The organism is Bradyrhizobium sp. DN3, from assembly GCF_041357655.1.
Taxonomy (GTDB): domain Bacteria; phylum Pseudomonadota; class Alphaproteobacteria; order Rhizobiales; family Xanthobacteraceae; genus Bradyrhizobium.
Window position 1 is genome coordinate 98,277 of sequence record NZ_JAULLN010000016.1, and the last position, 22,979, is coordinate 121,255.

The following is a 22,979-nucleotide window of genomic DNA, read 5'->3' on the forward strand; positions in this document are numbered from 1 at the left end:
GCTTCGCTCGATCGATAAGAGCATCGCTTGGCACGCTCGCGTCGAGGTCAGGGGAGGATTTCACCGCTTGTGAGATTGAAGCTATCCCGCCTTAAAGGCGATGGCTCATAACCGCGTTTGAAGGCGCAGCCGCGTTCGTAACGAGAGATCAGCATCGGCAATTCGCAAGCCTCCACTTGCGTAATGGCGTCGTGTTGGTGCTCCCAGGTGCATTCGAAGGCGGAAGGGGCTTGCATCGGGTGAACAACACCGCCACCATTGCTAATGAAGAGCGTTGAGACCGTCCAAACCGCCCTGCTTTTCGCTGATGACGGGATTCCCGCGGCGTGAGCCTAAGAGTTGAGACATTCGCAATCCGTGTCGGTCGTTGGAGAGCCTTCGCGTGGTCGGGGACCGTCCCACCTATCTGAGATACAACCTGACGCTGCGTGCGATTCAAGTGATCTGAGGCCGGCAAACTGGACATTTTTGGCTAGAGCTTTCGCCGCCGAATCCTCTCGGCTGGGAGGAGCGACAGATGATGAAGGCCTCAAAATTTTCCAAGAAGGCGTTCATTCTCAAGCGGTTGCGGTTGCGGAGATCTGCCGCAGGGCCGGAGTCAGCTAGGCGACCTATTTCGACTGGAAAAGGAAGTACCACGGATTGCTGCCGACCGAGATGCGACGGTTGAAGCAACTCGAGCTTGTCCGATCGCACCTTTGGTGCGGAGTCGTCGCCGATTGCTACCTGACGGCTGCGATCGCAAGATCAGAGCAGGCGCCACCTGTTCGGCGCCCGCCAATTTTGTCGCAAACCCGCCACTGCACAGCAGCGCAATGTCTGGGGCCGCGCGACAACTGCGGCGGGTTCTCTTATTTGTCTTTGCTGGCAAGTGCGCGATCAGTTCAAGGCTTCAATGGGGTCGCAAGAGGCCGGCATTTTTATTGCACAATTATCATGAGCTTCGTCCTGACAACGCTTCAGTCTACATGTGGACTGGCGCACTAGCCGTGCCAGATCATCAAGGTAGAGACGTGTGCGGCAAGTGGAGTGCAACGTGCGCGCCCTGACTGGTCGAAATGCTCAGGCCAGCGATCGCGCTTCACACGGATCGAGGATGGCCAAGCAATTTACTCAGGAGAAGCCGGACTCGGTCCTCGATGCCGCAGACCAACGCTTGACCCGCCGCGCCGTTTTGGGTGCAACGATCGGCAATATTCTCGAATTCTACGACTTCGGGACCTATAGCTTTTTCGCAATCCAGATCGGCCAAGCGTTCTTCCCGGCAAGCGACCCGTTCGCCAGCCTCATGCTGTCGCTCGCAACCTTCGGCGCGGGTTTTGTGACCAGACCGATCGGGGCCATCGTGCTCGGCTCGTATTCGGATCGGGCCGGCCGCCGGCCCGCGATGACCGCCAGCTTTGCCATGATGAGCGCCGCGATCCTGTTGTTGGCTGTTACGCCCTCGTACGAGACAATAGGAATTGCCGCTCCGCTGCTGGTCATTTTCGCACGTTTAGTGCAGGGCTTCGCGCTGGGCGGTGAGGTTGGTCCGACGACCGCGTATTTGATGGAAGCGGCCCCGACCGAAGGACGCGGTCTTGCTGTCTCGTTTCAACCCGCCAGCCAACAGATCGCTGCGACGGCCGGAGCGCTCGTTGGAGTAATACTCTCCCTCACCATGACGAGCGAGGCACTCAATGCGTACGGATGGCGGATCGCGCTGTTGCTCGGCGCCGTCACATTACCGTTCGGACTTTGGTTGCGGAGCGCCCTGCCCGAAACGTTGCACCGCCCCGAGGCGCCGGCTCTCGTCATGCAACCTGTAGGGAGGTCGCCTGCCGCTCGCCGCATCATGAGCTTGGGATTTGTCATCTTGGCCAGCTGCACGATCATTACTTATGTCACGGGATATATGACCACCTATGCGCTGAACACCCTGCACGTTTCCGCGCCTCTCGCCTTTGGTACCACGCTCATCAGCAATACGGTAGGAATTGCTGCCGCACTGCTGGGCGGCTGGCTCGCAGACCGCGCAGGCCGTCGGCACATCATGATATGGCCGCAGGTCACTGCATTGCTGATGACCTATCCGGTATTCTTGTGGATTGCAGAGAGCCGTAGTGCCCTCGCACTTCTCGGAGGTCTCGGCGCGCTTACCCTGATCGGAACGATTCCGTATAGCGCCTTCTATGTGAGCATGGCCGAAGGTTTGCCCAAGAACATTCGTGGTGGCGCCTTCGCGACGATCTACGCTTTTGCGATAGCGATTTTCGGAGGCACAGCTCAACCAGTCGTCACCTGGCTGATCCACCTTACCGGGAGCGCGCTCGCGCCCGCCTGGTACATGCTTGTCGCTAGCGCGGTCGGACTCTTTGCCATGCTCATGATGCCGGAGACGGCACCACTTAGAGCTCTGCGCACAAGTAAAAACCCGTCATAGCGCCGGACAATGTGATCACGGGTCACCTGCGGATGATATCGCGCGCTGCCTCGCGCTGGCCAACAAGAATGTACGTCGCCGCCTTTGATGCGGTCGGTCGCGGCCATCGAGAGCACCGACAGCACGGACGGCTCCGACAGCACTCAGGAGTCTTGTCGACTGTTGCCAGCGCCATCAGACTGTCGGGCGCTCGCGGCACTTAACACGACCCGATCGACGAAGCGCCTGCCGCCCACGAGGCGCGGATGGCCGCTTGTCCGAAATGCCAAGCCCCGGGGTCGGGGCGAATATTGGCAATCGGCGTCCTAGAATATTTCGCGTCCACCGGAGCAGGGGTCGCAAACTCCGTCATAGATGCCGAGGATCGTCTCTACGACGTGGGTAGCTCCTTGAGCTGCCAAGACATCTCGTCCAGCAATGCAACCTCCATTGCAGACAGTCAACGCGCCGGGCTGATCATTCCCTTCGCCTATGTCACTGACAAGCCGCAGTCGGTCAGGTCGATCACGACGTCGGTTGTAGAAACGACGCCTCTGCGATGAGTGATCGCCAACACCGTCACATCTTTGGCTAGAGTGCGGATATGGTCCATAATGTCCCGCTCGGTTTGTTCGTCGAGCGCGGAGCTGGCCTCATCGAGAAGAAGGATCGCCGGCTCGCCATAAAGCGCGCGGGCAATAGCAATACGCTGGCGCTCCCCGCCGGAAATTTTCAAACCGCGTTCTCCAACGGCTGTGTCAAATCCTGCCGGCAAAGCCTCGATAAAGGGGAGAATAGCGGCTTTTTCCGAGGCAGCGCGAAGGCGCACCTCGTTGCGGGGCCGTCCTAGTAGGATGTTGTCGGCTAGCGACTCATTGAGCAACATCACGTCCTGCGGCACGACAGCAACTGCGGCATACCAATCCGCGCGATCGATGCCCGCTATATCGGTTCCATCTAGCAGAATACGACCACAGTCTGGTTCAATCGATTTTAAGACGAGCTTAAAAATTGTCGACTTTCCCGATCCGGATTCACCGACAAGGAAGGTGATCCCGCCGCGCCCAGCCATAAACGAGACGTTCGTGACGCCACGACCGTTGTCGTAGGTATAACCAATGCCCTCGAAAGATAGCTGGCCAGCGGAGGGGGTAAAATCTTGAGCGTGAAATGCTTGCCGCTCTTCTGGTGCGGCCCACAGCCTAGTTAGAGGGATGAGGTCGGCTCGCGACCGCGCCACGTCAGAGATCGCTCGCGCAACCATCTCGAATGGCATATTGAGCTGGAGTAAAAGCGTGTTGAATAGCACCATATCCCCGATGGTGACCGCGCCAACCTGGTATTCAGGTATAAGAAGGAAAAGCGTGACCGCAAATTGTAGCGCGACGGCTGGGCCGAGCACGGCGATGTAGGCAAGGCGTTGCAACACATAGGCTCGCCAGTTGTCACGCACCTCCCGCGCCTTCATCGTAAAGCGCTGGCTCATCCATGTATGACTGCCGAAATAGCGCAAAGTGTCCATGGCGTTCATGACGTTGCCAACGAAACGCTCATTCTCCTGTCGGGCCTCGCTGGCCCGATTCAGGAACACGTACGCCCGACGCGTGGAACTCCACGTCAATGTAATCGCGACTACCCCATAGACGACAACGATTGCAGCGATCTGGATATTGAGGCGCGCACCGAGAGTAGCGAGCGTAAGTAGAAGTTGTGTTGCAGCAGGGATGAAGACGATGGTCCCAAGCTGGAGCAACGCCGTCAGCGCGCTACGCCCGCGCGCGGCCGCACTCTGTATCTCCACGGGATTGTGCTCAAGAAAAAAAGCCGCGGTTTTCCTCAGGATGCGATCGAAGAAGCCTGTTGCAGCGATGAAGCCCAGGTTCTCGGCTGTCATAAAGGAGAGATACTGGAGCATGCGCTGCAATGCGGAGGCTACACCGAGTAGGACCGCATAGCCAGCGAACCCCCACGCAAGCGCCGACATGTCTCGCCCGCGCGGGAGACGGTCAATGAGATACGAAAATACATAGGGCGCTGCGACGCTGGTCGCGCTGGAGATCAGCGCCACTGCGACAACGACGAGAAGCAACCACCGATCAGACCGCCAGTACGCATGCAAAATTTCGGAAATCGGTGACAACGTGCTGTCGTTCGACATGACCTGCGGCGGATCGAGTAAATGGGCTTTGCTTAGGCTGAAAGAGCCGACATAGCCTTGTTCGCACGATTTCGATTCCATGCGAGCTCACATGCAAGCTCACCGGAATTTACTTTTGTGTACCATTGCTTGGCTTCAAATCAATCGGTCCAGCACCGCCATCAACTCACCAACCCTGGTAGGTTGCCGTGCGTCTTCTCACATGAGAGATCATATTTTGTGGCTTCAAAACCGCTGCCGCGCCACCCTCCGTCATTTTCTGGAGCCTAGCTCACAGCACGAGAAGTACGGGTCGGAACAGCCGTTACGGGCGGAGAAGGGATGAAATTGGACGTTCACGTTAGTCGACCCGATGGAAAGAGATATCAAGGAACATTTTCAGCGGAGGGGCACTCGCGGGCGGAGCCGCGACGCTATAAGCTACCTCTTCACCCGATCGTTCATCTAGCTTTGGGCACTTTGCGGTCAACGAGCGCGAGCGACCCGGCGACGCATCTGAAACACTTTCGCCGCCCACGATTGCTCGCGGTTCACGGCCCCGCGATGCACCGCCGTGGACCGTGGACCATACGGGACGCTCGGTTCCGACGCGTCCGCACGATCTTGCGAGAATTTCTTGCCCCCGCGCCCGTTCGCCTGAAGAAAAAAGCAAAGCACGACATCCATGACGTCCGAAAACCGAAACATCGAGCCGATGGATGCTTTCGGGCGTAGTATCGAAAAGCATCTATCCCGAGAATTCGACCAGTTGCACATCGTGCAAGGGCTCGCGTCGGAATGCAGCGTCGCTGCTCAAAAACGACTTTTCCGTTCACTCAACCTACGCCGATTGAGCATTTGCGCGATTGGCGATCGTCACCCGACTGGATGTTTAGTGAGCAATCGCTCAGATCCTCTTACAGAAGAAGATGGCGTGGCTTGCACCATCTGGCAGCGTACCCGTACGAGATGAGAATGCGGCCGCTGTCGGAGCAAGCGGCCGTACGAGGCTCTATCCTCATTCTCTGCTTAATTTGTTTTCCGTTGTCAGTGTCGTACGCACGACGGATCGGTCAAACAAAAAAACAGGTCGCAGATACCATCCAACGGGTCATCCGCGCACTGAGGATATGACGTATCGGCTACCTGCACCTTGGTGGTGACCGGTTGCGCGGCAACCTTTGCAACAAAAGTCGGCACCGCCGCCGTTGCAAGCGCGAGGGCGCTCGCAGTCACAAACACGAACTTTTTCATTCGAGAAATCGCTTCCCTAGGTTGGCCCCAGCCGTCCTCGACGTCTATATGACGAAGCTGCAAGTGGTAAAATTGATTTTCTTGATTGGGTCTATCTACGGAATGGATAAGTTCGGACATCACCAAATGGCTTTATCTTAAGCCGCTCGGAACCTGCAAAGGCCGTTATGGTCGAGACTTCAAATCGTCAACGAGATCGCCCGGGAGATCAAAAGCGAGGTGATGCGCCGGCTGCTTGGGGCGCGCGGCATCGAGCTGTAAAGATCGCTCAGGCCCATGATACGGATTGCTGTCGTGAGCTCGCGCCATGACCCAATGGACAGCCCTCGCCAAGCTGATCGGGCTGCGGAGGCATCGCCTACTCTTCCGGCGATGCCACCGTTGGTCGGTCGTGATGGCGGCTGAAAAAACCAGGGGCATGACCGACCATAGGCCCATGTACGGAATTGTCTCGGCGGCGCTCCGGCGCCATTGTCATTTGAAGAGAAGCAGCTCCGACGTCACTCGGCTTGAGGCGCTCAACGAAGAACGACAAGCCCCAGCATCCTCCGGGGGTCTGGAGGCGGGATGCTGGGGCCGTCGTAGCCTTATGCAAGAGTAGCAATCAGGCAGCGTTGTTGTGCATCGCCCGATTCGATTCGTCAAAGCGGCCCGGGATACTCAGCTCCCGTGCATCCGGACCATCCGCAGGCCGTTCAAGCTCCGCCTCGGGTTTGCGCGCCAGTTCGCGGCGGTCAGACAGACGAAAGCACTGTTACATCCGAGCGGATCGCCGCCGGCATCAGGCACATGTTTCTCCGCCTGCCGCACTCGGTGGCCTAGCTTCTCGCCCGAGCGCCGATCTTCGCCACGCCTCGTAATGGCAGCTTGCTTGTCCGGCGATCGACAATTGTCCGGATCGCCGGCTGACAAGCATCCCGTGGCGCGTGTTTTCTTCCCCAGGCTCCATCCTTTTGCGAGATGGAGCCCGATGGGGCTCGGTGCAGCTCAGGCAATCCGCCGAGCCGATCCGGAGGCATGAAAGCTGCCACCAAACGGCACACTGCCGCAAGACAACCAGCTCACTAGATTCCCAGTCGAGCCATCTGCGCCGACACGTGCTCCGGATCGGGAAGGGGGTGCCACGCATGGCCGCCAGCGGCGGTGCTCAACAACGACCTACAGAACGCAGGGGTGAGCTTGCCGCGGTGGATCACGACATTCTCGTGCCCCTCGGCGGCTCGAGCGCTCTGCCAGTGCTGATTGTAGCCGCGCTGTTCGTCGGACTTCACGTGGCAAGCGGCGAATTCGCGATCGCCCAGCGTTGCCAATTGCCAGGCATGTACCGGCCGCTTAGTATGGATGTGCACCCACATCGGGCTTGGCTTCGCACCGTTGCGCAGCGCCTTGGGCTGCAGCTTGATCTCGAACAGCGTCCCTGGCTCTTCCCTCAAGGCGCGCGGTGGATCCACTGACGCCAGTTCCCCCGCCGCGCGCAACTGCTCAAGGTACTTTTGCGATGGAAACGCATAGGTTTTCATGCAATCGCTCGTGATTGCTGCCTTTCGCGCGTTCAGTGAGTTTGCCTGTCCCTGCACCTCGGACCACATCCCTTTGAGCCGGACTATTTTTTCGTGCACTTCGGGCACTTGCGCAGCCGTGAGCAGGCCACGTCGGCGAGGCTCCTCCAGCGCGGCTACACAGGCCTCAATCTCGGCGGCCTGCGTCTGCAAGCGCTTAATGACGAGATCCAAGACGTGGTCGGCGTCCTCGGGCTTCATCTGGCGCGCTTGCGAGACGGCGCTTTGCTGAGCCGGCAGATCGAACTGCAGCAGCTCGTCCAATCGCTCGAGCAATCCCGCCAGTGCTTTCCTGGACGGCGGAGCCTGCCACATCTGGAGGTGCTCGGTGGCAGAGGTTGACGCCCTCGCCCGCGCCTCCTCCGCGGTCGCGAGTTTCTTTGTACCGAGATCCGAGAGCACGATAACCTTGCCTGTCGGGGCTGTGGCGGCATCGGGCCTTGCGAGTTGCGGCTCGGCCGGGCGGGCCGTCGAACTCCCCTCGCCTGCGGCCGCTGCGCGCCTTCCTTTGCCCTTTCTGCGCGCTAAACTGCCTTCGCCCACCACGGCGGTATTTTCCGGCAGCGCAGCCCAAACCGGCGGTTCAATCGTGGCTGGCGTCTGTGGCTGCACTGCCAGCAGCCGCATGACTTCGTTCGCCGTAAGCCACGCACCTTCCACGATCTCGTCCAGCAACTGCAACGGAAGGTCAGCTCCCGTTCCGGCCTCCCTCAGCGTGGCGACCATGGAGCTCACCCCCGATGCGAATTCCGAAAGCCGCTCCATGACTCCTTCCAGAACGACGCGGTGCTCAACGTCGAGCGCCGCTCCATCGCTCTTCAGAACGGCGGCGGCGGTCGATACGAACGCCGGAAAAACATCTTCGATGAAGGTCCCGAGCAGACGCACCCGCCCGCTCTCGTCCATGAGGGCGCCGCGCACGTCTGGTTCCAGCGTGCTCGCTTGCGAGTTAATCAAGAGCTGAGCAAGAGCGATCCGCGATTGCAGATACATGCACTTCGTATTGAGCGCCCAGCCGGTATGCAGCCTTAATGCGGCCTCTTCGGCCTTGCGCATCTCGGCCGTAGCGCTTGCCAAGTCGGCAGTAGCCGCGCAGACTGACTGCATCCGCTCCGAGCGCAATGCCTTCTTTCCCCACCACTCCATGCAGGCCGCATAGTGTTCCGCCACGCTTGCAACCATGCGGCTCAGCTGGTCGGGCGTAGCGGTGCCTCTGATTTTCTCGAGCCAGCCTGTTGCTGTTTTTCTGCTCTCCTCCAGCTTGTCGACAATCTGCTTGGCCAAGCGGTTACATTCGTCGCCCGCGTCCAGCGTGTCATCGCGGAGCCGACGAGCCCGATCGTCGGGCAGAATGCGACGCGCCAGATCGGGGGGCAGATCGGCGTAGTGGTCCAGAACTGCTGAGCCTGCCCTGACGACTTGGTCGATCAGCTCTTGCGCCTCGGGCAAGTCCCGGGCGTGCCTGGCCGCTCGACGACAAGTTTCAAGCTCCTCAAGCAGGCTGTCCAATTTTCGCTTTGCTGCCTTAATCTCGTTCCGCGTTGGCGCCGCCACATCCGAAGTTGGTGGCGGGTTCGCGAGCGCCGCAGTTCTATCTTGAGGCCCGGAGCGCATCCGCTGCAGGACGGCGTCGAAGGATTGACTGCGTTCCCCCGGGAAGAGGCCGGGGTCCTGGCTCGAACTGCTTAATTGCCCGGTGCTGTCGGCTCCTGCAGCCCCAACCTGCGATGTGCCAGCTCGGCCAATGCCCGTCATATTTTATCTCCGATAAAAGTCGAGAATGCGCAGCCTGTCTGGATAGACCGCCTGGCTGACGACTAGCTGACCAAGAGCGTTCTTCCGGATGCACAAGAAAGCCGATGTCGCCTAGGGTTCCATTTTCCATCGCACCTCCTGTGTTGCTGAAGACAGCGATGCGGGATAACTGTTGCGGGATAATCAGCTGAGACGTGACCGCGGCCTGACGTGCCCCGGTTAAGATCTGCTGTGGACTGCGACAATACCGGCCGCGAGGCGATCCGGAAGAGTCCCGCCCCTATGCCGGTGGCTCTTTTCACAAGAACGGGCCAAGCCATCCCAAACGCTAGAGAGCAGCCAGGAGAACGCCCGCTTCCTGAACGGCGAATTGTGGTCAAGCAGAAATGGCCAGCGTACATCGATCGGCAGACCTACGGCCACCGCACGCGTCCCGCTATCGGTAAGACGACTTCGAGCGAAGAGCTTACCAAGCCAACGGCCATAGACCGAGTGTGACGAGACGCTGAAGGCCGATTCGTAACAACATTTCCCCGTCGAGCAGACTCGACGTTGCGCAAGTCCTTTTCAAACTACATCTCGCCGAGCCGGCGCCATCAAGCCCCGGTCAGATCACTCTCATAGAAATATGGCAGCGAGCGTACCAAGCGCACCGAGCATCAGCCCAATCAGCGAACCCGCCGTCGGCACGTCTCGAAATAGCAGAAGCGTCAGAATCGGCTCCACTACCAGAATAGCTCCCACCGATATCGCGACAACGATCCAGATATTCTTCAGATGCATGTAGCCCAGTGCGTATCCGCAAACGAGGAGGATGCCACCGAAGGATACCAGGAGAAACATCGGCAACAGCATTGCCAGATGACCGCCGGCCTTTCCAAATTGCCTTGAGGCAATCAACTCGGCGAATATCGAAAGCGCTTCTCCAAGGAAAATCGCTGCCACCGCTACACTCTTCAATATCAAGTTCATCGGCCTCTACGGTTCCGGCGATCCAAGGCAGCACGGAGACGGGGCATCGGAGTTACCGTGGCGGTTGCATTTTCGGCCTGTCAGGCGCTTGCAAGCGGTCCGCACGCTATCGCTCCTCATGGGGCACTTCAAACGTCTTCCGGTTGATGACGAGATCCCGACATTCAGCAATTGTTTCGCGTCGATCAAACCATCTTCGCTGCTTGCAGACGCGAAGATGGTTCAGGACGAGCCCATCCCCACCGCGTGCCGGCTGCCAGACCGGAGCGATCAGGCCCTAGGCTGCAATCTGCACGGGGAGAGCGGAATAGCCGTGCACGAAGTTGGACGCAATTCGCTCAGGTTCGCCGACAACCTTGACCTTCAGTCCCGCATCCAAAATCTCTTCCCAGAGGATTCTCAACTGCAGCTCCGCAAGATGTCGACCAAGACAACGATGGATGCCGAATCCGAACGAGAGATGCTGCCGCACATTCTTGCGGTCGATGACGAAACTGTTGGCGTTCTCAATGATCTCTTCATCCCGGTTGCCGGAGATGTACCACATGATAACCTTGTCGCCCTTCCTGATCTGTTTCCCGCCTACGATGCTATCGGTCGCGGCGGTACGGCGCATATGTGCGATCGGCGTCTGGTATCGAATAATCTCGGACACGGCGCTCGAGACCAGCTTGGGATTGTCGGTTAGTTTTCGCAGTTCGGAGGGGTACTGACTCATGAACAAGACGCCGCCGGTAATCGAGTTGCGCGTGGTGTCATTCCCCCCGACGATCAGCAGAATCAGATTTCCGAGAAACTCACTCGGCTTCATATGGCGTGTGGCGGGCGAGTGCGCCATCAAGGAAATCAGGTCGAGGCGCGGCTCGGCATTGATGCGCTCGTTCCAAAGTCGGGTGAAATAGTCCAGGCACTCGGACAAAATTGTGCTTCGCTTGTCCCAGCTGTCGATCGCGTGGCCTGCTTTTGGAGTTGTAACAGCTACGTCTGACCAATAGGTCAGGAGTCGCCGATCCTCGAATGGAAAGTCGAACAGCGTGGCGAGCATCTGCGTCGTCAACTCGATGGAGACCATATCCACCCAATTGAAAGCATTATTGCGCGGCAAGCCGTCCAGAATTGTTCTAACCCGAGAGCGGATGAGGCTTTCGAGCTTCGTCAGGCTTTCCGGTGCAACGATCGGACTTACGGTATTGCGCTGCTCGGCGTGTTTCGGAGGTCCCATCTTGATGAAACTCGGGGTCCAGTGCTCGTCAGGCACGTCGACGATCGCGACACCCTGCTCCGACGAGAATACGTTGTGATTCGTATCTACCGATACGATATCCCGGTATTTCGTCAGTGACCAATATGGACCATGAGGGCTGTCTTGACAGTAATGAACGGGATCTTCCCTTCGCAACCGCTCGAAGCAAGCCCAGATGCTGTCGTCTTGAAAGCGCTTGGCGTCGCTTACATCCAGATTGCTCAGCGGGATAATACACCCGTCGTCAGCTCTATGATCTTCCAATCGCCTTTTCATGATCATCTCCTCAGACTTTGCTCTCGAGAGCTTACGGATCCAAGGCCGCGATTCACCGTTTCGAGCTCCCGTGGCGTTTGGCTGCGACGAGCCGCTCGAACAGACTATCTCAAGGTCCAGCTAGCCCGCCCCTACCACATCGAGCAGTAAGGATCGCCTTGACTTTCCAAGTCGATCTACTCAGTGGATCAGTGAGATCTATCACCGCTGGTTGGACGACTGCTGTGCGCTGGAGGCAACATCAAGCCGAATGCACTGTCATAAGGTAGCCCCTGCGTTCAGGCACGGCCGGAGTAGCTACCTTTGTCAAAATCACGCTTTGCATAATCGTCTGGCTAGAAATGTTCAGGCAGATCGATCCAGACATCCGGAGGACCATTCAGGAGTGTATCCTGATCTGGAACGTAGATACTATCGAAGACTCTGAGACCATGAGCCATTGCCGCTCCAACAATTATGAAAGGCAGCTTGACCTGCTCCAGGTCTTCGAAGCTATCAGCGCCAACAATCCGAACAAAATCGAGTTTAAACTGTCGGAACGCTATTTTAGATGTAGCCGACGCTACCAGATCCTTGACGCTCGACGCGCCGTGGGCGATCTCTTTCCTCGAATGGTTGAGTGCCGTGAAGAGACACGACAGCTCATCAAGCTCGGAGCGGCTAAATCGCCTCAAGCGCGAGGAAATGGGCACTCCGTTCTTGTATCGCACGGTCGGCACAAATCGTATCTCACAATCAAGAAGCAAGTCTGCGACGGCGCGCTTCACCAGAAGCGCCTGACCGATATCTTTCAGGCCGAAGTAGCTGCGAGTCGGGCGCGCGTAGCAGATCCAGCGAATCGCACCGGTAACGGCTTCCTTCAGGTGTTCCTGGGGACCATCCAGACGCAAATCATAGTCATCTTGCGACACAAGCGTTCGATAGCCTGCCGGGAACATCTCGGCATCGTCAGACGAAAGCACGGCGGTCGCTCCTGCACGTAGCGCAAGCCGAATATCATCGTCCAAATTGAAATCGTAACTAACACCTGGCTCAAACTGGCTCTTGTTCGGATAGACTGTGACAATCGCGACGTCATTCTCGATTGCTGCTCTTCTGATCAGTTCTGCATGCCCAAGATGCAGGGCGCCTAGAGTGTGTACCGTCCCAATCGTCTGACCTGTTCTCGCCACCTCCCGGATGAACGCTTTGCCTGCGGAAAGACATGCCAGATGCATTTTCTTACTCCAGTTTCTTTGAGCGCCAAAAGAGTGCTCTGATCGCTCGGATCGCAGAAGGTTCGCCCCTTCGTGTCGTATTGGCCGCGCACAGCCCCAAAGAGCTTTAACGCCCGTTCACAGCTCGGATCGCCGCATCAACCTGTTCTAAGCTCACGGACACTGTAGTCCCTTCGATTTTGCGGTTTCCAAAGCAGTCAGGTTGACCCCTCTCGACCATGTCTGATCAACGATGAGAATTCAGCCAAATAGCTTGATGGCTCGCGCGGCTGATCACCCTTCAAAGCGGCCTGCAGTCCCGGACATCGGTCGGCAAAAAACGGTGGCTCGAATGTGGTTATCTTAGCGCCCGAAAAGTCGACCTTTACGAAGCTGGCTTGGAACGGCGATATCCCACTCAAGTTCGCGTCGCGCAAGGAAGATTGGTTCATGCGAACGTATGCGACGCGCGTGGCCTCCAGGTTGCTGTCGGTCATTCCCGTGGCGAGATATGCCTGAACGAGATTGGATCCTTCGAGATTTGCGTGATTCAATGCCATTGATTGCGGGGGATCACCGGTAATCATCGACCTGTAGAGGTAAGCCTGGGATAAGTCTGCATGTTCAAGATCGCAGTCGCGCACAAAGGCACAGCGGCCACGAAAGCCCGTGAATTTGGCGGCCCGCATTGTGCTCTCTGTTATCGAAATGCTCTCGCCTGATGCCCGAGACAGGTCCGCTCCATCGAGCTGACAGGAATGAATAGATGCGCCGTTCAACACAGCACCGACGAGGTTCGCGTCGGACAAGCTTACGGACAGAAGCCGCGCCTCGGTCAAGTCTGCCTGCTCAAGCTCCGCACTTGAAAGATTTGACAGGTGAAGATCAGCGAATGGAGCGCTCAGGGCTCTCCCCGTAATGCGGCCGCTCACCTTTGAGAGTCTCAGATACGGAAGATGAGCGCCTTCCAGGACAAGACCATCGACCGAGGTGGGACGCACGATCGATAAACAGTCCCCCTTTGACTGGAAGAACGAGCAAGCCGCCAGATGCGCCTTCGTGATCGTGACTTGGCTCAGCTTGGCAAAGCGGAAGGAAGCGGAAGGAAGGAAGCATTCATTGATGGTCGAACCCTGTAATTCCGCGCCATCAAATACTGCATCACTCGCGTCGCACTGGTAAACGAGAAGTCCGCTGAGCATCGCATTGTCAAAGCGTGTCCTTTTCATGCTGCAACCGTGAAACAGACTGCCGGTTGCATCAATGACATTGCGCAGACTGGCATCATCGAAGTTGCAGACCTGCGCTGCAATCGCGTGCATATACGCAAAATCGAGCTTGGCCCCGAGAAAACTGGCCCTCTCGAGCCCCGGACAGATAAGGTTCGCCCCAGAAAGGTCTGCCCGATCCAACTTTGCTCCGTAGAGCTGCGCACGATTGAGGGTACAGCGTCGCAACGGGAAATCTGACAGGTCGTGACCATTAGAGTTCTCGGACGATAGCTGCAAACCAATCCCAGTCCTTCTGATCGCCTCCTCGGTTCGCTTCCCGACAGCGGCCACCGCGCGCAGCCGATCGGCAGCTCGGCTCCAGTACCGAACAAACTCGCCATCTGATGAAACGTTGTTTTTCGACTCTGACCAGTGCTGCGCCCCTTCATTCGCGCTGCACTCGCTATCAGCACCGATCGTTTGCGACATGTCGACCATTCCGTATTGCCGGGATTACGAGGGGCCTGTTATTGACCTCTTTTTGCTCGGCCTTGGAGGTACGCTATGCGACTTGTGGCGAACTCGTCGGCGAAGGGCGACACGATGCGTCGATGAGGCACCTATTGTGTCGGCGGCCTCCGCAGCCGGCACGCTTGAGCACGTCAGCCGAATTCTAGTCATGCGCCCCCCACTGCCGCTCGCTGCGATTGTTCACCGAGCCTGGCAACGCTTTCAACGCATCGGTCATTTGACAGGGCCGACATGTCCAGAAGTTGCGATTTGTCTCGTCGGCTCTTGTAGGCAAATCCACATCGCTCTCCATCAAACCGAACGCGAAAATTTCGAGGCCTTGCTTCTTTTTCAGAATGGACCCACGGCTTGCGGGCGGAAAAGTGGTCGTTCTTCTAGCGCCGCACTCAGCAATTACTCGGCGTTACCTCATTTCGATAGCAATGACCGTGCCAGCTGCATCAGTCGCAATTAAGGGCAGAATAGGCGTCATGAAATCGAAATTGACGCCGAATGTTTTGAACCTGACAAACACGGTCTCTTTGTCAGGGACCGCACCATGATCGCGAAGGCTATCGTGAAAGCGAAAATTCCGAGCTCGTTTGCAGGAGAGCAAGAGCCGCCAGTCCTTGCGGGCACGCAATCGATGACTTGCAATTCGACACGTGCGGATCGCCGACCTCACGGTTAGCGAGTGTTCGAACTCGGCTAGCCCTGCTCCGCGTGCCGGCCGGTCCACCTAGTGGGGACCCGTGATCCACAGACTGCTATGGCCGAGCGATGAGCGAGCGCGCAATCGTGACCAAATCGGCGCGCAAAGGCCAATGCCCCCGCGATCGGAGATAGACAATCTTATGATAAAGGAAGTCGAATTCGAAGGCATTCATGCGATGCCTTCTTCGAGGATCGTAGCCGAATGAACTATCAGTTGGTCGCCCACAAGACGCGGCATGGCGGCGATAAGGCTCTTGGTATATTCAGACTGTGGATTACGAAATATCTCTTCAGTGGCGCCGCTATCGACGATTCTGCCCCGGCGCATAACTATGACGCGATCGCTGATATGACGAACAACACTGAGATCATGCGAGATGAAGAGATAACTTACGCCGAGGTGGTCCTTCAGATAGCCGAGCAGGTCCAAGACCTGGGCCTGGATCGAGACGTCGAGCGCCGAAACCGGTTCATCGCAGACGATTACGGCAGGATCTGGTGCGATCGCGCGGGCGATCGCAACGCGCTGGCGCTGACCGCCCGAGAGCTCGAGCGGTCGTCGGTCCAGTAAGGCCTGGGATAGTCCGACCATATCGAGCAGCTCGATAACGCGCTCCTGCCGCTTGCGCCGTGTCCCAACTTCGCTCGAAAGGCTATCGGATATGATGCGTCCGACCGTCCAACGCGGATCAAACGAGCCAAGAGGATCCTGGTAAATGATCGATATCGACCGCCGCCGGGCCCGCCGTTCGCGTTCGGCGAGCATGGTCCAAGGCCGGCCTGCAAACTGAACGGCTCCCTCGTCAGGCTCCTCGAGCGCCAGGACCATGCGCGCCATCGTTGACTTTCCTGATCCGGACTCACCCACGATGCCCAAAGTCTCGCCGGATCGCAGTTCGAAGGAGACGCCGTCCACAGCCGCCCGTAAAGTGCCATCCGGGCCCTTGAAACGCTTCACCAGACTTGTCGCTTCGAGCAGGATGGGACGAGATTTCGGCAGCGATTGCACGGATGGCTGCGTTTGCCGGTCAGGCGAACGCACAATAGTCGATGGTGAGAGGCGCGAGCCACGCGGCCGGCCCGATGGCACGGCGTCCAGCAGCTGACGAGTATAGGGGTGTCGCGGATCTTTGAATATCTGGGCGGCGGTGCCGCGTTCGACGACCTCGCCTCCTCGCATGACGAGGATCTCATCGGCCACGTGGGAGACCACTGCCAGATCGTGACTGATCAGGATCAGAGCCTTGCCCCTCGTTTTGGTCTCCTCGAGCAGTGCCAGCACATGAGCTTGCGCCGTCACGTCGAGAGCGGTAGTCGGCTCGTCGGCGATAAGGATGCGTGGATCGAGCGCAAGTGCTGCGGCGATGAGAGCCCGTTGACGCTGGCCGCCGGATAATTGATGCGGCAGCTGCTGGGCCTTGGTCTCGGGCTCAGGGACACCGACGAGCTCAAGGAGAGCAATGACGCGCCGCGCGAGCTCCTCGCGTGATGATGCGGCACCATGGAGGAGCAAGCCTTCACCAATCTCTTTGCCGATCCGGCGAAGCGGGTCAAGCGAGACGAGTGCATCCTGTAATACGAAGCCAATCTCATTGCCGCGGATGCGCCGCCAGGCACGATCGTTAAGGCCGATCAGGTCCGTCCCGTCGAAGCTCAGCTGGCGTGCATGGACATCGGCGTGGCGACCAGCGAGGCCTATGAGAGCCCGCGCAGTCACGCTCTTGCCTGAGCCAGATTCACCGACGATCGCAAGGCACCGTCCCGGTCGGAGGGAGAAGGACATACTGCGCACAACCGCTTTCTCGGCGTTGTCGCGCCCGAACGAAACACGCAGCGAATCGACCGTGAGGAGGTCTGCCTGCTGCGAGACAGGCTTGGGACGAACCTGCAACATTCACCTTTTTCCTTCCAGACGGTCCTGTAGATGGCGCCCGACGATGGTGACGCTGAGGGCAAACGCCGTCACTGCCAGACCGGGTATGATCTCCAGCCACCAGGCGTAGATCACATAATTGCGCCCGGCATTGAGCAGCGCGCCCCATTCAGGTGCCGGGGGAGCGACGCCAAGACCCAAAAAGGCAAGACCGGAGGCCCAGATAATCGCCTGACCCACGCCGATCGTCATCATTGCTGTCAGCGGGTTCAAGGCGTTGGGAAGAATATGCCTCCAGACGATACGGGGAAATGGATGGCCCAGCACCTTGGCGGCCTCCACATACCCTGTCCCTTTGATGGAAAGGATCTGGCCCCTGATCATGCGCGCATACCCTGGCGCTGTGCCGATTCCGACAGCTATGACTTCAGTCGATACCGACGGCCCAAAAACGGTCACGAACACAAGGGCGAGCAAGAGCGTGGGAATTGCGAAGAGCACGTCGACAATCCGGCTGAGGATGCTGTCGAGTACGCCACCAGAAAGTGCGGCGGCGGCGCCAAAAACGATCGCAATGGACATGCTCAGTGCCGTCGCGCCAAGTCCGATGGCCAGGGATTGGCCTGCCCCCTCGACTACTCGAGAGTAAAGATCTCGGCCCAATTGATCTGTCCCCAACCAATGGGCGATCGACGGAGACTGCAATGACGATCTCAAATCAATAGCGAGGGGATCGTGCGTCTGCAGCACCTTTGGCGCCATAGCCGCGAGGGCAAAGAGGCCAATGATGATGAGACAGACGGCAACTCGGAAGGGAACATGGCGGACGATTGCCAGGACTTCTTTGAGCGGCCGAGACACGGTGACTTCGGCGAACATGCTCATGTCAACTTGATCCTCGGATCGACAACCCGATAAGTCAGATCGACAATCACACTGGCAACAACGAATAGGCCCGCAGAGATCAAAACAGCTCCCGAGACAATCGGAACGTCTCGCGAGGACGTTGCAGCGACAAGGACTCCACCTAGGCCTTGACGGGCGAAAACCACCTCGATCAAAATCGCGCCCGAAAGAAGTTTGCCGAGCGCCCAACCTGATAAAGTAATGCCGGGCAATGCGGCGTGGCGGAGGACATGGCGAAGCCTGACGCCGAAATCACTCATACCTCGGGCGCGCGCGGACGCAACGAACGGCTGCTCGAGCACGCGCGTGAACTCGTTCTGAACGACTTGTCCGAAAAAGCCCGACAGTTCAAGAGCCAACGCAAGTGTCGGCAGAACGAGCCCGATCGGCGAATTTCCACCGATGACCGGAAAAATGCGCAGCTTTACCGCAAAGACAACCAGCAGAATTGTGGCTAGCCAGTAAGGCGGCACGGTTGCCAAAAAGACTTGCGTGTCATTGAGCAGCTTCGACCATATGTTGTCTCTGCCGGCGATGAACAAGGTTGTCAGGATTGCGATAATCCATGCGATCAGCAGCGCGGCGATCGCCAGAATAATCGTGGGGCCAATCTGTTCCGCGATGATCCCTGCGACGGGCCGATGCTGCTGGTACGATTCGCCAAGGTCTCCATGCAGGATTTGCAATATGTACTTGCCGTACTGAACCGCGAGCGGTTGATCAAAGCCGTATTTCGCATTGATCGCTGCAAGCTCTGCGGACGACGCCGGCCCGACGTTGCCACTCGTCACATTGATGATGATCTGGGCGCGATCGCCAGGCAGCACACACTGAATTACGAACGCAAACGTTGCGGCAGCCCACACCACGACCACGCCGGACAATATCCGGCGCGCGAACCAAACAATGGGATGATTGGCTACTGTCTTCACGGCGTCATTTCTTGTCGTCAAAATGAGCGTCATAGAAGACAGGTTCGCCAACTGACCCGCGGTCCAGCCAAACGTCTTTCAGGTTCGGCTTGGTCGCCAACGTTACGTCCAGCACCGTGAGGCCAATCACAGCAGCGTCATCCACGATCTTCCGTTCCGCCTGTTGATAGAGGGCGGTACGTTCAACGCTATTGAAATCCTGCTCCGCTTTTTGAATGACGTCCCAAAGCGTCAGATCCTGGTAGCGTGAGGGATTGAAGCGATTGGACTCGCCATTCTGATCGGGCTTCCACGAGATCCGGAATATCTCAGCGCCGGGGGCAACCCAATAGAGGAGAACGACCTCATAATCATCGGGTCCGAGGTTTTTTCCGGCGAAGAAATCAGCCGGATTGGTGGGTTGAAGACGTACGTCAAAACCGGCCGCCCTTGCCTGCTGCTGGATAACTTGCAAGGCTTGCTCGCCATCTGGCTTCAGAAAAGCGTTCGAATAGGAAATGCGCACGATGAGCGGATTGCCATTCTTGACACGAACGCCGTTAGGATCACGCTCAGTCCAACCCGCCTGATCAAGCAGCTGATTGGCTTTCCGAATATCGTACGCATAGGAGTGCCCAAGCTCACGCAGGTATTCCGGCGAGCTCTGACTTAGCGCGCCGTTGCCTTCAAATGGCAAAGAGCCAAGGAAGGATGTGTCGACCGCGGCCTTTCGGTCAGTAGAATAGGCAAAGGCTTTGCGGACGAGCACGTCGTCAAATGGGGACCGGGCCGTATACAACGCCAGGCGCAGAGGGGTGCCGCCGGTAAGGTGCCGCAATACTGGAAAGCGGGAATTCGCGTCCTTCCATGCGATAGCCGGGATATCGTATATGGCATCGGTCTCCCCCGTGATCAGCGAGCCGTATCGGACAGTCTGATCTGGCAGAAACTTCCAGCTGATCCCGTCAACGTAAGCCGGTCCTTGATGTTTCGCGGTGGCCGGCGCCGAATTGTAGTCGGGATTGCGGCGGAAGGTGACTTCCCGCCCATGGCGCCACTTGTCGACAATGAATGGACCTGAGCCGACAGGGTTCTCGCAATTCACCGCAAGTCCACGTTTGAGCGCGGATGGCGAGAGAATGCCTTGTGAGGATTGGGCGAACACGTTCAGCAAGGGGTGGAATGGCACCTTCAAGGTTACCTGCAACCTCAGAGGAGCAATTGCCCTTGCCGATTCGAAGCTATCGCTAAGATAAGGAGCGGCAGTCGGATTACGAAGATCGGGGTCGTTGCTGAGCCATCCGTTGATATTGTCAGCGATGGCCTGCGCATCGAGAGCAGTCCCATCCGTGAACTTCACATTCGGCTTTATCTCGAATGTGTATACCTTTTTGTCATCCGAGATTGTCCATGACTCGGCCAGCCATGGCACAATCTTGCCATTCTCGCTGCGGGCAACCAGATTATCGCTGTACTGGCGTTGCAGATACCATTGCTGCACCCATCCTCCGAACAGGCAAGCCGGCTCTTGAAAATGCCCGTAACGAATAACGCCTCCTCGCTTGACGTTGCCGGCCGACGCCTCTTGGGCATGGCCGCTGGGCGCGAACTGTGACAGGCTTTGGAGCACGAACAGGCTAGCCGCCACTTTTCTTCCGCGATGGTTCGACTGGCGGGTGAAACGCCTCGATGATTGCGAATTCGATACAGACATGTCCAAGCTCCAGGGCAATGAATGCGGACGAGAGAATGCAGCGTCAGACCGCTGACGTGCTCGCCGTGCTTGCCGGTTCGATGTGGAGGGGAATCCCCAAATGCTCGCGCAATGTCTCTCCCCGATATTCTGTGCGAAACAGACCGCGCTTCTGGAGGAGGGGCACGACATGATCGACAAAGGCCGCAGTGCCGTCGGCCAGCACGTCCGGAATGATGTTGAAACCATCGACCGCGCCAGCGCGGAACCAGGCCTCAATCGAATCAGCGATCTGCTCGGGCGCGCCGACGAGCAAGCGGTGGCCAAAAGCTTGAACGCTGCTGATGATCTCGCGAACCGTCCGGCCTTGACGCGCCAGAGTTTCGATCGTGCGATGGTGACCGACAGAAAACGGAACGTTATCTGCATCGGGCAAAATTTCTTCGGGGATGGGCCTTTCTAGGCTGAGCTTCTCGACCGCCACGCCCATGCTTCGTGCAAGAGCGGCGATGGCGCGCTCCAGATCGAGCAACTCGTCAAGTTGCTCTTTGCGACGAGCCGCCTCTGCTTCGGTTCCGCCGATGCAGGTGACGAGACCTGGGAGGATGAGCGGAGCCGCAGGGCGGCCGAATTGACGAGAGAGAGCACGTAGGCGCTCGGCCTCCTGCAGCGCCGTTGTCAAGTCCCCGGCTGCCGCAAACACGACTTCTGCACTGCGGGCACCAAGCCGTAATCCGGGATCCGAACCGCCCGCTTGAACGATGACTGGATGACCTTGAGGCGAAGCGGGATGTGTAAGTGGGCCTCGGATACCAAAACTATTCGTATCAGGGTCGAGCAGCCGGAATTTACTCTGATCTGCGTAAACTCCCGCAGCCTGGTCGGCGATGATCATCTCCCCACTCCAGCTCAGCCAGAGAGCACGGACGGTTTCAACAAAGTCCTCGGCGCGTCGGTAGCGATCTGCTCGTGCGACCTCTTGACCGCCAAAGTTCGCAACTGTCGCGGGGCTCGACGTCGTGACCGCGTTCCACGCGGCACGACCACCGCTGATGACATCGAGCGATTGGAAACGCCGGGCGAGATTGTATGGCTCATTGTAGGTTGTCGATGCGGTGGCGATCAGCCCAATCCGCTCCGTTTCGCGGGCAATCACAGTGAGAACCAGCGTAGGTTCGAGCCCATTGAGCGGCGGCTGGTGCGTAATGTCGGAATTTATCGCGGGGGTATCGGCGAGGAATACGGCATCCAGCAGACCGTGCTCCGCAAGCTTCGCAGCCCGGACGTAGTGCTCGATATCAAAAAACGCGCTTGGATTTGTGCCCGGCCAGCGCCACGCGGCAGAGTGACCGCCAGCACCATGGAGATTTAAGCCGATATGGAGCATAGGGCCGACCGAAGACATTACACCCCCGAATGCAGCGGCCTCTTAGCCGCTCGATACGTCTTGAAAATCCGACCTTCGCCAGCGGTCTCGGCGACCATCCTGCCCTTTCTCGAAGGTCCGCCCTGAATGCCTGCGAACAGCCATGTTGAGGAGGCTAACAACAAGCCACTCATTGGTGTGAGAGGGATATCACCAAAGACATCCTGGCTACCTCTTGGCACCTTCTCGCAGCGGTCGAGGCGCAGGAGGCCTTCGACCACGACGCATGCCCACTGGCGCACAGGTGCGTTCAACTCGATTCCAACGCTGAGCTGTTTCAAAACGGGTGCCTTCATATTGGCTCTGCACAGCTCATCAAGATGCCCCGCCACTTTCTCTGGAAGGCGTTTTGGACGCCTCTTCACGATCACAAACGCCTGGACTCCGCCGCCGATGCGAGCGCGGGTCACGAAAGGATGTGTAGAGGTTGAAAGCAGCCAAACGCAATAGTTGAGTATTCCAATCTACTCTCCTCAATTGGCATCCTCTTCTCTCGCGATGTCTCTATCCTCTTCGTTCAGATGTCTCTATCCTCTTCGTTCAAGAGGCTGGAGATCAGGCTCACGGATGACAACCGATGTCTACGATCGCACCGGCTTCAATTTGCAGGACGGGCTAGAAAACCGAGCGACATTGATGCGTTGGAGAACACATCAGACATTCGGCGCGACAACGTTGGTCAGCAACTTAGCTGCCGACTTTGGCAAATAAACGCAGCCGGCAAGCTTGCGCTCGGAAACTATCTAATAATGCGATGAAACACTCGAAATTCGCGATGCTCATTGTAAGACAAAGTCTGGCTGATTGGAAAAGGGCTCGGCCAGCATTTGCGACGCGACTATGTAGGTCGTAGCACGGAGCAGTTGCCCGGATCTCTGCGTGCACATCAAGGATGTGCCAACTTCGAGGAGGTGGTGACGAGACTTCATAGTCAAGGAACGG

The 22,979-nt window shown here is 57.9% G+C and carries 13 protein-coding genes; 1 reads left to right on the forward strand and 12 read right to left on the reverse strand.

All coding sequences use genetic code 11. The features are described 5' to 3' along the window. The first annotated feature begins 1,096 nt into the window (after nt 1–1,096). On the forward strand, nt 1,097–2,422 hold the full coding sequence (locus AAE027_RS23285) for an MFS transporter (RefSeq protein ID WP_370988749.1): 1,326 nt from the start codon (nt 1,097–1,099) through the stop codon (nt 2,420–2,422). Nucleotides 2,423–2,891: 469 nt separating this feature from the next. Here the strand turns inward: AAE027_RS23285 and AAE027_RS23290 are convergent, their stop codons facing one another. The 12 genes from AAE027_RS23290 to AAE027_RS23345 all read right to left on the reverse strand — a co-directional run bounded on the left by AAE027_RS23290 (nt 2,892) and on the right by AAE027_RS23345 (nt 22,016). After that, the gene (locus AAE027_RS23290) at nt 2,892–4,640 is read right to left on the reverse strand and encodes an ABC transporter ATP-binding protein (RefSeq protein ID WP_370988748.1); all 1,749 of its coding nucleotides are present in this window, start codon (nt 4,638–4,640) and stop codon (nt 2,892–2,894) included. 945 nt (nt 4,641–5,585) lie between these two features. Then, complete coding sequence (locus tag AAE027_RS23295) at nt 5,586–5,912, reverse strand: hypothetical protein (protein WP_479714244.1); 327 nt, start codon at nt 5,910–5,912, stop codon at nt 5,586–5,588. A 944-nt stretch (nt 5,913–6,856) separates the two neighbouring features. Continuing rightward, nucleotides 6,857–9,106 carry a hypothetical protein gene (locus AAE027_RS23300; RefSeq protein WP_370988746.1) on the reverse strand — a complete coding sequence of 750 codons (2,250 nt, stop codon included), beginning with the start codon at nt 9,104–9,106 and terminating at the stop codon, nt 6,857–6,859. Between the two features lie 618 nt (nt 9,107–9,724). Then, complete coding sequence (locus tag AAE027_RS23305; protein ID WP_245471339.1) at nt 9,725–10,051, reverse strand: hypothetical protein; 327 nt, start codon at nt 10,049–10,051, stop codon at nt 9,725–9,727. A gap of 304 nt (nt 10,052–10,355) precedes the next feature. Beyond that, nucleotides 10,356–11,597 carry a cytochrome P450 gene (locus tag AAE027_RS23310; RefSeq protein ID WP_370988745.1) on the reverse strand — a complete coding sequence of 414 codons (1,242 nt, stop codon included), beginning with the start codon at nt 11,595–11,597 and terminating at the stop codon, nt 10,356–10,358. A gap of 335 nt (nt 11,598–11,932) precedes the next feature. After that, nucleotides 11,933–12,814 carry a pantoate--beta-alanine ligase gene (locus tag AAE027_RS23315; protein ID WP_370988744.1) on the reverse strand — a complete coding sequence of 294 codons (882 nt, stop codon included), beginning with the start codon at nt 12,812–12,814 and terminating at the stop codon, nt 11,933–11,935. Nucleotides 12,815–13,011: 197 nt separating this feature from the next. After that, nucleotides 13,012–14,493, reverse strand: a complete 1,482-nt coding sequence (locus AAE027_RS23320) for a pentapeptide repeat-containing protein (protein WP_370988743.1) — start codon at nt 14,491–14,493, stop codon at nt 13,012–13,014. A 904-nt stretch (nt 14,494–15,397) separates the two neighbouring features. Beyond that, nucleotides 15,398–17,122 (reverse strand): dipeptide ABC transporter ATP-binding protein, encoded by a 1,725-nt coding sequence (locus AAE027_RS23325; protein ID WP_370988742.1) that lies wholly within the window; start codon nt 17,120–17,122, stop codon nt 15,398–15,400. Beyond that, the gene (locus AAE027_RS23330; RefSeq protein ID WP_130216542.1) at nt 17,123–17,986 is read right to left on the reverse strand and encodes an ABC transporter permease; all 864 of its coding nucleotides are present in this window, start codon (nt 17,984–17,986) and stop codon (nt 17,123–17,125) included. Then, complete coding sequence (locus tag AAE027_RS23335; RefSeq protein WP_370988741.1) at nt 17,983–18,939, reverse strand: ABC transporter permease; 957 nt, start codon at nt 18,937–18,939, stop codon at nt 17,983–17,985. The genes AAE027_RS23330 and AAE027_RS23335 overlap by 4 nt, the downstream gene beginning before the upstream one ends. Nucleotides 18,940–18,943: 4 nt before the next feature. Further along, a complete protein-coding gene (locus tag AAE027_RS23340) occupies nt 18,944–20,632 on the reverse strand; it encodes an ABC transporter substrate-binding protein (RefSeq protein WP_370988740.1) in 1,689 nt (562 codons plus the stop codon). A gap of 43 nt (nt 20,633–20,675) precedes the next feature. Then, nucleotides 20,676–22,016 (reverse strand): NtaA/DmoA family FMN-dependent monooxygenase, encoded by a 1,341-nt coding sequence (locus tag AAE027_RS23345; RefSeq protein ID WP_370988739.1) that lies wholly within the window; start codon nt 22,014–22,016, stop codon nt 20,676–20,678. Nucleotides 22,017–22,979 lie beyond the last annotated feature (963 nt).